The sequence below is a fragment of the Streptomyces sp. NPDC001880 genome (genome assembly GCF_053594575.1).
In genome coordinates this window covers 69171-80015 of sequence record NZ_JBSFET010000017.1, presented here as the reverse complement: position 1 = coordinate 80015, position 10845 = coordinate 69171, and the positions used below count along the sequence as shown (strand labels likewise).

Sequence of the window (10845 nt, the reverse complement as noted above, 5' to 3'; positions counted from 1 at the left end):
CAAGCCTGATGGGTCCGGGTCGCATAAGTCTGATGGGTCCGGTGGGTGGCACAAGCCTGGTGGGTCTGGCGAGTGGCACAAGCCTGATGGGTCCGGTGGGGCGCACAAGTCCGACTGGTCCGGCGGGTCGCACAAGCCCGGCTCCTGGGCGAACAAGCCCCATCCCAGGGGCGAGCTGTCGCACACAGGTGCGCGAGGCGGTGAATGGGTTCTCGGCGGAATCGCCGCCGCTCTGCTCGCGGCCGGATCGGCGGCCACGCTGATGGCCCGGAGGGTGCGTCGGCACGGTTAGTTTTGGCCCATGGCCGAACTGCTGCTGCACCTCACCGAAGGCCCCCTGTGGGAGGCGGCCCGCGGGATCGGGACGTACGAGATGTCCACCCGCGGCCGCACCCTGCACGAAGAGGGCTTCATCCACTGCTCGCTGCCGCACCAGCTCGCCGGCGTGGCCGAGTTGCTGTACGGCGCCGGGAGCGGGGCTGGGACCGGGGACCAGGAACTCGTGGTCCTCGTCATCGATCCCGACCGGCTCCCGGTGCCCGTACGGTACGAGTCCGTCGCGCCCGGCGGCGAGGAGTTCCCGCACATCTATGGCCCCGTCCCGGTGGACGCGGTCGTGGAGGTGCGGTCCTGGCCGCGCAAGGAAGGCGCCCCCGTATGAACAACCCACCCCCCACCGGCCCGGAGAACCCGGGCGCCCCCATCGTCGCCGTCACCGGTGCGAGCGGAGCCGTCGGCGGCCGTGTAGCGCGGCGTCTGGCGCGTGTCGGCGTGCCCGTGCGGCTCCTCGGGCGCGATCCGTCCCGGCTGCCCGAACTGCCCGGCACCGTCGCCGCGCCGCCCGCCCCGTACGGCGACGGGGAGGCCATGCGCCGCGCCTTGGCCGGGGCGCACACGCTGTTTCTCGTCTCGGCGCACGAGAGCCCGTACCGGGTGCGCGAGCACACGACGGCCGTGGACGCGGCGGTCGCCGTGGGCGTCGAGCGCATCGTGTACGTCTCCTTCCTGGGCGCGGCGCCGGACGCCACGTTCACTTTCGCCCGGGACCACTGGCACACCGAGGCGCACATCCGGGCGGCCGACGTCCGCCACACCTTTCTGCGCGACAGCCTGTACCTCGCCGGGATCCCGGCCATGACCGGCGCCGACGGGGTGCTGCGCGGCCCGGCCGGCGACGGCCGGGTGGCGGCGGTGGCGCACGACGACATCGCGGACGTCGCGGTCACCGTCCTGCTGGCCGACACCGAAAGCGACGACACCTGCTACGACTCGCTCACCTACGACCTCACGGGCCCGGAGGCGTTCACCCTCGCCGAGGCGGCCGAGGAGCTCAGCAGGGTCGCCGGCCGGACCGTCACCTATCTGCCGGAGACCCGTGAGGAGGCCTATGCCTCCCGGGCGCAGTACGGTGCCGAGGACTGGAAGGTGGCCGGCTGGGTGACGTCGTACGAAGCCATCGACGCCGGCGAGATGGCCACGGTCTCGGACGCGGTGCCGGACCTCACCGGGCATCCGGCGACGGGCCTGGCCGCGTTCCTGAGGGAGCATCCGGACAGCTACCGGCATCTGCTGACCACGGACTGACCCCGCGGTGGGCGGTGCCGGAGAGGAAGGGGACCTGCGGCCATGCGTACTCAGACCCCGTGGGGCCCCTGGGATCCGCCCCCGCCGGACGAGGCCGCCCGCCTCTTCGCGCCGCTGCGCGTCCCCTGGTGGATCGCCGGGGGATACGCGGTCGAATTCGCCGTGGGCCACGCCTTCCGGGACCACTGCGACATCGACGTCCTCATGCTCCGCCGCGATCAGCTGGCCGCCCAGCACCTCCTGGCGAGCTGGGAGTGGTGGGCCGCGGACCCGCCCGGCACCCTGCGCCGCTGGCTCCCCGGCGAGGTCCTGCCGCCGTATGTGCACGACATCTGGTGCCGCCCGGGGCCCGACGAGCCCTGGCGCGTCCAGCTCATGCTCGACGACGCGGAGGGCGGTGACTGGCTGTTCCGCCGCGATCCCCGCATTCGGCTGCCGGTCGAACGGCTCGGCCGGGTCTCCGGGGACGGCGTTCCGTATCTCTGCCCCGAGGTGCAGCTCCTGTACAAGGCGGGGTCCCCGCGCCCCAAGGACGAGCAGGACTTCGCGGAGGTGCTGCCGGTCCTCACCGCTGACCAGCGCGCCTGGCTGACCGAGACCATCACCCTGTCCGAGGGCGCCGGGCACCCGTGGGCGGCCCGGCTGCGGGCCTACCCGGCGGGCTGACGGGACGGCCGGCCCTCAGCCGACTTACGCGCCCGACCGTGTCGCCGCTGCGGCCTCGGCGGCACCGTCCGCCGCAGCCTCGTCGAGCGGGTCGCCACTGGCCGGCAGCCGGTAGTGGAACGGCGCCGACACGGCGCGGCGGGCGACGGTGACGAAGGCCGGGCACCGGGCTCCGGCGCGCAGATGCCGGAGGGCACGTATCCACCGACCACGGTCGGACCACCCTCCGGCATCCACCCTCCGGCATCCACGCGCACACGCATCCACGCGCCCACGCGTCCGCCTGGCTCAGCCCTCGTCGTGAGCCTTCCGAAGCGCGGCGATGTCCAGCTTCTTCATGGTCATCATCGCGGCGGTCGCCCTGGCGGCCTTCGCCCCGTCCGGATCGAGGAGCAACTCGGTCAGCCCTTCGGGCACGACCTGCCAGGAGAGGCCGTACCGGTCCTTCAGCCAGCCGCAGGGCCCCTCCTCGCCGCCGTCGGTCAGGCTGCTCCAGTAGTAGTCCACCTCGGCCTGGTCCGCGCAGTCGATCTGGAACGAGACGGCCTCGTTGAAGGTGAACTCCGGCCCGCCGTTCACCCCGACGAACCTCTGCCCGTCGAGCTCGAACTCGACCGTCATCACCGACCCGGCGGGCCCCGGCCCCGCCTCGCTGTAGCGGCCGATCCTGCCGAGGCGCGAGTTCTTGAAGACCGATACGTAATACTCCGCCGCCTCCTCGGCCTGTCCGTCGAACCACAGACATGTGGTGAAGCCTTCGGTGGTCATCGCTGTCTCCCCTCGTCCGCGCAGCCCCGTCGTCCGCGCATCTCCACCCATATCGACCGATCCTGCCCCGAAAACTCATCGGTGGTACGAGGAGCGAATCGACGGGGGACCGGCATCGGCCGAATTCATATGGTCCCCTCGGGAGAGGCGAAACCCCCGGCGACACGGCCGCATTCCGGGTAATCGGCTCAGCTGGGCGCTGGTGGCCGGCGGGTTGTTCGCCGGGCCCTCGCCGTCGAGGCAGACTGCAGACTTCGGTTGATCCAGTTGGGCCGGGTTGGCGTCGATAGACTGTTGCCGTGCCGTATCCGCCGATGCCGCCCCAACTCGAAACCGCCCGGCTGACGTTGCGTCCATGGACCGAGTCCGACATCGACGCCCATCGCGAGCTCGTCGCCGAACGGGGCGACGGCATGCCGTCGATCGAGCGCAACCGGCGGATGATCGAGGACGAGCGCGTCGCGTCGGCACGGACAGGCATTGCTCTGCTCGCCGTCATCCGCCGAGACATGGGCGACTTCATCGGGTACTGCGGGCTCACCGTCGGCCGGGCTTCCGTGGACGAGCCCGAGATCGCGTACGAGTTGTTCCGGCGCGTGCACGGACAGGGCTACGCGACCGAGGCGGCTTTTGCGGTGCTCGACGCCGCGATCGAGACCGGACGGAAGCGGCTCTGGTCGACAGTGCGTGCCTGGAATGCGCCATCGTTCCGTGTTCTCGAAAAGCTTGGGTTCGAGCGCGACCACGTATCGACCGATGACCGTGGCGAACTGGTATGGCTCACCCGTTCCCTGCCATAAGAGGCGTGTTGCGGTGGGGCTCGGATGACGCTCACCGCGGGACCGGCGGCCCGAACTGCCCGAACGGGCTGACTGGCTCGGCCTCGGCGGCGTGCGGAACTCCGCAGCAGCGGATCTCGCCCACCCGCGCCCGGACGCAAACGACCGCACCCGGTCCGTCACGGACGCCGTACTCGGCGTCCGGCGGACCGGGTGCAGGCAGACGGGCGTGCGAGCCGCGAAACCGCGGGTCGGACAGCCCGGCCGAAGATCAGGCCTTCTTGGTCTCCCAGAAGATCTTGTCGATCTGGGCGATGTAGTCCAGCGCCTTCTGGCCCGTCGCCGGGTCCGTGGAGGCCTTCGCGGCCGAGAGGGCCTTGAGGGCGTCGTTGACCAGCTGGTGCAGCTCCGGGTACTTCTCGAAGTGCGGGGGCTTGAAGTAGTCGCTCCACAGCACCGAGATGTGGTGCTTGGCGAGTTCGGCGCGCTGCTCCTTGATGACCACTGCGCGGGCCCGGAAGTGCGGGTCCTCGTTGGCCTGGTACTTCTCCTGGACGGCCTTGACGGACTCCGCCTCGATGCGGGCCTGGGCCGGGTCGTACACGCCGCAGGGCAGGTCGCAGTGGGCGCTGACCTTCACCTTGGGGGCAAACAGGCGGGAAAGCATTGAGCTGTCCTTCCTCGTGATCGTCTTCTCAGGTGGGACATTACTCGGTGAGAGACGTGTTTTCGTGGGTGCCCCCATGGGCTTAGGCCAAAAGTCCGGGGCGAGGATGGGACCAGTGGCCGAATGTGCGGAACGCTGTACAGGACGTGTACTGGAGGGGCCGGGGAGGTGCCGGAAAGATGCGGGAGGTGCCGGAGGTGCCTGAGGTGATGCGGGGGCGGCCCGGGGGAGGGTCGGCGGGGCGGGTGCGGTTCCAGGTGGTGGAGGTCACCGGGCCGTCGATGGTGCCGACGCTCCATCACGGGGACTGGCTGCTGGTGCAGTACGGGGCGACGGTGCGCCCCGGCGACGTGGTGATTCTGCGGCATCCGTTCCAGCAGGACCTGCTGGTCGTGAAGCGGGCCGCCGAGCGCCGTCGGGGCGGCTGGTGGGTGCTGGCCGACAACAGCTTCGCGGGCGGGGACAGCACGGACTACGGGGCGGTGCCCGAGGAGTTCGTACTGGCCAGGGTCCGGGCGCGCTACCGGCCGCTGAGGAAGGATCAGCGGTCGGTGCGGGGCGTGGCGGCCTGGGCGGTCTCCGCGCTGCGGCCGGTGTCGGCCGCCCGTTCCGTCTCCAGGCGCTTGCGGGCCCGGTAGGCGGCCACATTGGCGCGGGTCGCGCAGCGGTCGGAGCAGTAGCGGCGGGACCGGTTGGTCGAGGTGTCGAGGTAGGCGTTGCGGCACGGCGACGCCTCGCACAGGCCGAGCCGGTCGACCCCGTACGAGGTGAGATGGAAGGCGAGGCCCATCGCCGCGATGGCGGCGTACCCGGCCGTCGCGTTCGACGGATGGTCGGCCAGGTGCATGTGCCAGTCCGGTTTGCCGTCCTCGTCGCGGATGTCGTGGCCGGAGATCTGCGGGCTGACCGGGAACTCCATCAGCAGTGAGTTGAGCAGGTCGACGGCGAGCGTCTCGTCCCCGCCGTCGGCCGCCTCGAAGACCGAGCGCAGCCGTGCCCGTACGGACCTGAAGCGGGTCACGTCCGCGTCGGTCGCCCGCCGGGCCGCCTGGCGGTTGATGCCGAAGAGCTCGCGGACCGCCTCCACGGAGGTGAGGGAGTCCTTGTTGCGGGCCGGCTCCTCGGTGTTGACCAGACGTACGGCGTAATCCGAGTAATAGGCCAGTTCCACTTGTAGTCCTTACGGCGTCGGTCTATGGTCGATACGGCGAACGATGTAATGGGCTTTTGTAGGTCCAGGGTATTACATGGAGGTTCCTGGTGGCTGAGACATCGACAGGTACGGACTGGCGGGCCTGGCAGGAGAGCTGGGACCGGCAGCAGGAGTGGTACATGCCCGACCGCGAGGAGCGGTTCCGGGTGATGCTGGACATGGTCGAGGCCCTTGTGGGGCCGCGGCCGAGGGTGCTCGATCTCGCATGCGGTACGGGAAGTATTACGGACCGGCTGCTCAAGCGGTTCCCGGAAGCCACCAGCACCGGCGTGGACCTCGACCCGGCGCTGCTCGCCATCGCGCGCGGCCACTTCGACGGCGACGAGCGCGTCACCTTCGTCACCGCGGATCTCAAGGACCCCGAATGGGCGGGGCAGTTGCCGTACGACTCGTACGACGCCGTGCTCACCGCCACCGCCCTGCACTGGCTGCACACCGAACCGCTCACCGCGCTCTACGGGCACATCGGCGGGCTCGTCAGGGACGGCGGGGTGTTCATGAACGCGGACCACATGATCGACACCGCGACGCCCCGGATCAACGCGGCCGAACGCGCCCACCGGCACGCCGCCATGGACCGCGCCAAGGCCGCCGGCGCACTCGACTGGGCCGACTGGTGGGCGCTGGCCGCCGAGGACCCGGTCCTCGCCGGGCCGACCGCCGAGCGGTACGAGATCTACGGTGAGCACGCGGACGGCGACATGCCCCCTGTGCGGTGGCACGTCGACACCCTGCGCGCGGCGGGATTCGGTGAGGCGCGGACCGTCTGGGCCTCGCCCTCGGACAGCCTGGTGCTCGCCGTGAAGTAGCGGCGGGACGTGTCGGGAAGAGGCGGTACGGGGCGGTTGCCCGTACCGCCTCCTCCTTTTCCGGCTTCCGCTGCAACCCGCCGTGCCTCCCACCGCACTGGAGGGGTGAGACGGTCCGCACCCGCGGACCCGGAGAGGGGCGCCGACGATGCGGATCGATGACGATGCCGCGCTGCACGCCTTCGTCGAAGACAGACGTACCGTGCTGTTCCGCAGCGCGTACCTGCTCTGCGGCGACCGGCACGAGGCCGACGACCTGGTCCAGGCGACGCTGGTCAAGGTGGTGCTCGGTGGGCGGCGGTACGGACGGCTCGACAACATCGAGGCGTACGCGCGCAAGACGCTGATCAACACCTTCATCGCATCCCGCCGCAGGTTCTGGCGGCGCGAACAGTCCTACGGCGAACTGCCCGACCGGGCCGACCGGGCGCCGGACGCGGACACCGGCCTGGCGGTGCGGGCGGCACTCGCCCGGCTCACGGACAAGCAGCGGACCGTACTGGTCCTGCGCTATTGGGAGGACCTGAGCGTCGAGGCCACGGCCGGACTGCTCGGGATGCGGGAGAACACGGTCAAGAGCCACGCGGCTCGGGGGTTGGCGGCACTGCGCGCCGAGATGGCGGAGGAATTGGTATGAGCAACGACGTGCACGAGTTGCTGGGGCGGGCCGCGGACGACGCGGGACAGCCGGCCACCACCACCCGGACGGTGTACGCCGGGGCAGCCAGGGTGCGGCTGCGGCGCCGGGTGACCGTCTCGGTCGCGGCCGCCGCCGTGGTCGCGGCCGGAGCCGTCGCCGTGCCGAACCTGGCACCGAAGGGCGACCCGCAGGAGACCGCGGTGGCGGCCCCCGTCGAGCTCGCGGGGAACGGCGGCCGGGCGAAGAAACTGGCGAAGGTGCTGCCGGAGGACGTCGGAGCCGTCGAGCAGGTCTCACTGCCGGTCATCCTCGAGGGCGACACCTCCAAGCAGGAGATGGAGCACCTGGCGGGGCCGCTGGACGGGCACTTCTCCGTACGCAGGGACGGCGGCGTCGGCTACCTCGTCATCGGCTACCTGGACACCGGGAAGACCGGCGCGGCGGACCCGAACGGAGATCCGTGCAAGCCCGTCCAGGGGCAGCCGGGGCCGGCTGACTGCGTGAGCGAGGAGCTGCCGGACGGACGGGTGCTGACGACCTGGAGCGACCCGATGAACTACGGGGGCGCGCCGCAGTGGGGCAAGGAGCTGACCGGCCGGCTCACCCTGAAGGACGGCGGGGTGCTGGCCGTCCGTGACAGCACCGGCTTCAAGGGTGAGCGGGCGCAGGGCCCGCTCCTGAAGACGCCGCCGCTGACCCGCGCCCAATTGCGCGAGCTGCTGCTCAGCCCGGAGCTGCTGCCCGAGAAGTAGGTGGACGGAAACGGAAGAGGGCGGTACGGAGTCGGCCTCCGTAGCGCCCTCTCTCCGTGCCCCTACAGCACCTTCGACAGGAACGACTTCGTCCGGTCGTGCTGAGGGTTGGTCAGCACGTCGCGCGGGTGGCCCGACTCGACCACCACGCCGTCGTCCATGAAGACCAGCGCGTCGCCGACCTCACGGGCGAAGCCCATCTCATGGGTCACGACGATCATGGTCATGCCGTCCTCCGCGAGGCCGCGCATGACGTCCAGGACGTCCCCCACCAGCTCCGGGTCGAGCGCCGACGTCGGCTCGTCGAAGAGCATCAGCTTCGGCTCCATGGCCAGGGCGCGTGCGATGGCCACCCGCTGCTGCTGTCCGCCGGAGAGCTGGGAGGGGTAGTTCTTCGCCTTGTCGCCGAGGCCGACCCGGTCCAGCAGCCGCTCGGCACGGGCCCTCGCGACGGCCTTGGACTCGCGCCTGACCTGGACGGGGGCCTCCATGACGTTCTCGATCGCCGTCATGTGCGGGAAGAGGTTGAAGCGCTGGAAGACCATGCCGATGTCCCGGCGCTTCAGCGCGACCTCGCTGTCCTTGAGTTCGTAGAGCTTGTCGCCCTTCTGGCGGTAGCCCACCAGCTCGCCGTCGACATACAGCCGGCCGGCGTTGATCTGCTCCAGGTGGTTGATGCACCGCAGGAACGTCGACTTGCCGGAGCCGGACGGGCCGATCAGGCAGAAGACCTCCTGCGGCGCGACCTCCAGGTCGATGCCCTTGAGGATGTGCGCGGCGCCGAAGGACTTGTGGACGCCCTCGGCCTTCACCATGGCGGTCATGCCATGCCTCCCTTCGGGCGGCCCAGGGACAGGAGATTGGCCCTGACCTTCTGGAACGGGGTGGGCGGCAGGTTGCGGCTCGAACCGCGCGCGTAGTACCGCTCCAGGTAGTACTGGCCGATGCTCAGCACCGACGTCATGATCAGATACCAGGCCGCGGCCAGGAAGTACATCTCGACCGGTGCTCCGGACCCCTGCCCGATGTCCTGGGCGTACTTGAACAGCTCGTAGAACTGCACGGCCGCCACCAGCGACGTCGTCTTGAGCATGTTGATCACTTCGTTGCCCGTCGGCGGCACGATCACTCGCATCGCCTGCGGGATCACGACACGGCGCAGGGTCTTGCCGTGGCTCATGCCCAGCGCGTGCGACGCCTCCGTCTGGCCCTCGTCGACCGAGAGCAGACCCGCACGGCAGATCTCCGCCATGTACGCGGCCTCGTTGAGACCCAGGCCGAGCAGCGCCGTCAGCAGCGGCGTCATGAAGCTCGACCAGTAGTCCTTGTAGATCGGCATGAGGTCGATGTACTCGAAGACCAGGCCCAGGTTGAACCAGACGAACAGCTGGACCAGGACCGGGGTGCCACGGAAGAACCAGATGTAGAACCAGGCGATCGACGAGGTCACCGGGTTCCTGGACAGCCGCATCACGGCCAGCAGGATGCCGCCGACGATGCCGATGACCATGGACAGGGCGGTCAGCAGCAGCGTCTGGCTGACGCCCTTGAGGATGCGGTGGTCGAAGAAGTAGTCGGGGACCGCGCCCCAGTTGATCTTGCCCTGGCTGAAGGCGTAGACGATCGAGGCGAGTACCCCGATCGCGATGAGCGCCGAGACGTACCGGCCGTAGTGCCGGACCGGAATGGCCCTGATCGCCTCGGGCCCGGACGGCTGGGCGAAGGGTATGGGCGGCTGGTCGGCCGGGCCTGCCTTCTTGATGTCAGTCACAGGAAGAACCTTTCAGCGCCGGTGCCTGCTCAGGATCCGCCGTTCAGCTTGGCCTCGGTGACCGCGCCGGCCTCCACGCCCCACTTGGATATGATCTTGTTGTACTCGCCGTTCTTGATGATCGCCTCCAGGGCCGCCTGAATGGCCTTGGTCAGCTGGTCGTTGCCCTTGGCGACGGCGATGCCGTACGGGGCGGCCTCGACCTGCTCGCCGACGATCTGGAAGTCCTTGCCGCCACCCGAGGTCTTCACCGCGTACGCGGCCACCGGGAAGTCGGAGGAACCGGCGTCGACGCCACCGCTGCGCAGTCGGGTCTGGGCCTCCAGGTCGTTGTCGAAGGTCTCGATGGCGATCTTCTCGCCGGCGGCGCACTTCTTCGACTCGTCCTTGGCGAGGTTGTGCGAGACGGTGCCGCGCTGGACCGCGATCTTCTTGCCGCACAGGTCGGCCCAGGTCCGGATGGACTGGTCATCGCCCTTCCGGGTGTAGATCGAGACGCCGGCGGTGAAGTAGTCGACGAAGTCGACGCCCTCGCCGACCTTTTTCTTCGTCTCGGAGTCGATGCCCTGCTGGCGGTCCTTGGTGTCGGTCATAGAGGACATCGCCAGGTCGTAGCGCTTGGAGCGCAGACCGGTGATCAGCGTGTCGAACGTGCCGTTCTGGAACTGGAGCGTCACGCCGAGCTGCTTGCCGAGCGCGGCGGCGATGTCAGGGTCGATACCGACCGTATTGCCGGACTTGTCCTTGAACTCGACTGGCGGGTAGGCGATGTCGGAACCGACCTTGATGACGCCCTTGTCCCTGATCTCCTTGGGCAGGAGGCCGGAGAGCGGGGCCGATGCCGAGCTGTTCGTCGACCCGTTCTTGGTCTGGTCGCCACAGGCGGCCAGCAGCATGGTGCCGGCGACCGCGATGGCGCCGACCGCTGCGATCCTGGATTTCGCGGCCGTGCGACGTGTTGTGCTTGCGGTCATGATCGGGGTTCCTTCGGCAGGTGAGGGTGGTGTTGCCAGGCGGTATGGGCGCACGACTGTGGATCTCGCCCCCCTGTGTGATTAGGGCATCTTGCCATTCGGACTGACTCGAACTTGCCGCTGCTCATGTCAAAATCGGATAACGGGCGATCCCTGAACCCCTGGTGGCCGGTATGCAGGGCCGGACCTTCCACGGGGTTTCCATCTTCGCGCCGGAAGATC

General features: G+C 69.5%; 15 protein-coding genes. 8 read left to right on the top strand and 7 right to left on the bottom strand.

The window, feature by feature from the left end; genetic code table 11:
* The first annotated feature begins 301 nt into the window (after positions 1 to 301).
* From ACWCQ6_RS13370 to ACWCQ6_RS13360, 3 genes are read left to right on the top strand one after another with little or no spacing between them, the layout of a single operon-like run.
* Entirely contained in the window at positions 302 to 661 is a 360-nt protein-coding gene (locus ACWCQ6_RS13370) for a DUF952 domain-containing protein (RefSeq protein WP_451088560.1), read from the top strand.
* Positions 658 to 1584 carry an NAD(P)H-binding protein gene (locus ACWCQ6_RS13365; RefSeq protein WP_451088558.1) on the top strand — a complete coding sequence of 309 codons (927 nt, stop codon included), beginning with the start codon at positions 658 to 660 and terminating at the stop codon, positions 1582 to 1584. The genes ACWCQ6_RS13370 and ACWCQ6_RS13365 overlap by 4 nt, the downstream gene beginning before the upstream one ends.
* Before the next feature lie 42 nt (positions 1585 to 1626).
* Entirely contained in the window at positions 1627 to 2250 is a 624-nt protein-coding gene (locus ACWCQ6_RS13360) for a nucleotidyltransferase domain-containing protein (protein ID WP_451088556.1), read from the top strand.
* 24 nt (positions 2251 to 2274) lie between these two features.
* Here the strand turns inward: ACWCQ6_RS13360 and ACWCQ6_RS13355 are convergent, their stop codons facing one another.
* Together ACWCQ6_RS13355 and ACWCQ6_RS13350 are read right to left on the bottom strand one after the other, a co-directional pair.
* Positions 2275 to 2487, bottom strand: coding sequence for a hypothetical protein (locus tag ACWCQ6_RS13355; RefSeq protein ID WP_451088554.1), 213 nt, complete (start codon positions 2485 to 2487; stop codon positions 2275 to 2277).
* Between the two features lie 51 nt (positions 2488 to 2538).
* Complete coding sequence (locus ACWCQ6_RS13350; protein WP_451088552.1) at positions 2539 to 3018, bottom strand: VOC family protein; 480 nt, start codon at positions 3016 to 3018, stop codon at positions 2539 to 2541.
* Between the two features lie 314 nt (positions 3019 to 3332).
* Between ACWCQ6_RS13350 and ACWCQ6_RS13345 the strand changes: the two genes are divergently transcribed.
* Entirely contained in the window at positions 3333 to 3818 is a 486-nt protein-coding gene (locus tag ACWCQ6_RS13345) for a GNAT family N-acetyltransferase (RefSeq protein WP_451088617.1), read from the top strand.
* A gap of 250 nt (positions 3819 to 4068) precedes the next feature.
* On the opposite strand, the gene sodN is transcribed toward ACWCQ6_RS13345, so the two are convergent.
* Entirely contained in the window at positions 4069 to 4464 is a 396-nt protein-coding gene (sodN, locus tag ACWCQ6_RS13340; RefSeq protein WP_072483792.1) for a superoxide dismutase, Ni, read from the bottom strand.
* Between the two features lie 179 nt (positions 4465 to 4643).
* Here sodN and sodX point away from each other — a divergent pair, with 179 nt between their 5' ends.
* The gene (gene sodX, locus ACWCQ6_RS13335; RefSeq protein ID WP_451088549.1) at positions 4644 to 5102 is read left to right on the top strand and encodes a nickel-type superoxide dismutase maturation protease; all 459 of its coding nucleotides are present in this window, start codon (positions 4644 to 4646) and stop codon (positions 5100 to 5102) included.
* On the opposite strand, the gene ACWCQ6_RS13330 is transcribed toward sodX, so the two are convergent.
* On the bottom strand, positions 5006 to 5635 hold the full coding sequence (locus tag ACWCQ6_RS13330; protein ID WP_451088547.1) for a CGNR zinc finger domain-containing protein: 630 nt from the start codon (positions 5633 to 5635) through the stop codon (positions 5006 to 5008). The two genes, sodX and ACWCQ6_RS13330, sit on opposite strands and share 97 nt — an antisense overlap.
* Before the next feature lie 89 nt (positions 5636 to 5724).
* Here ACWCQ6_RS13330 and ACWCQ6_RS13325 point away from each other — a divergent pair, with 89 nt between their 5' ends.
* From ACWCQ6_RS13325 to ACWCQ6_RS13315, 3 genes are all read left to right on the top strand, one after another.
* Complete coding sequence (locus ACWCQ6_RS13325; RefSeq protein ID WP_451088545.1) at positions 5725 to 6486, top strand: class I SAM-dependent methyltransferase; 762 nt, start codon at positions 5725 to 5727, stop codon at positions 6484 to 6486.
* Between the two features lie 148 nt (positions 6487 to 6634).
* A complete protein-coding gene (locus tag ACWCQ6_RS13320; protein WP_451088543.1) occupies positions 6635 to 7123 on the top strand; it encodes a SigE family RNA polymerase sigma factor in 489 nt (162 codons plus the stop codon).
* Positions 7120 to 7878, top strand: a complete 759-nt coding sequence (locus ACWCQ6_RS13315) for a hypothetical protein (protein ID WP_451088541.1) — start codon at positions 7120 to 7122, stop codon at positions 7876 to 7878. The genes ACWCQ6_RS13320 and ACWCQ6_RS13315 overlap by 4 nt, the downstream gene beginning before the upstream one ends.
* A gap of 62 nt (positions 7879 to 7940) precedes the next feature.
* Here ACWCQ6_RS13315 and ACWCQ6_RS13310 read toward each other — a convergent pair whose 3' ends face one another.
* The 3 genes from ACWCQ6_RS13310 to ACWCQ6_RS13300 are packed head-to-tail and all read right to left on the bottom strand — an operon-like array spanning position 7941 to position 10623.
* Positions 7941 to 8702: an amino acid ABC transporter ATP-binding protein gene (locus tag ACWCQ6_RS13310; protein WP_072483787.1), complete on the bottom strand. Its 762-nt coding sequence runs from the start codon at positions 8700 to 8702 to the stop codon at positions 7941 to 7943.
* Positions 8699 to 9649 (bottom strand): amino acid ABC transporter permease, encoded by a 951-nt coding sequence (locus tag ACWCQ6_RS13305; RefSeq protein WP_451088538.1) that lies wholly within the window; start codon positions 9647 to 9649, stop codon positions 8699 to 8701. The genes ACWCQ6_RS13310 and ACWCQ6_RS13305 overlap by 4 nt, the downstream gene beginning before the upstream one ends.
* A 29-nt stretch (positions 9650 to 9678) precedes the next feature.
* Positions 9679 to 10623, bottom strand: coding sequence for an ABC transporter substrate-binding protein (locus ACWCQ6_RS13300; RefSeq protein WP_451088536.1), 945 nt, complete (start codon positions 10621 to 10623; stop codon positions 9679 to 9681).
* Positions 10624 to 10845: the final 222 nt, after the last annotated feature.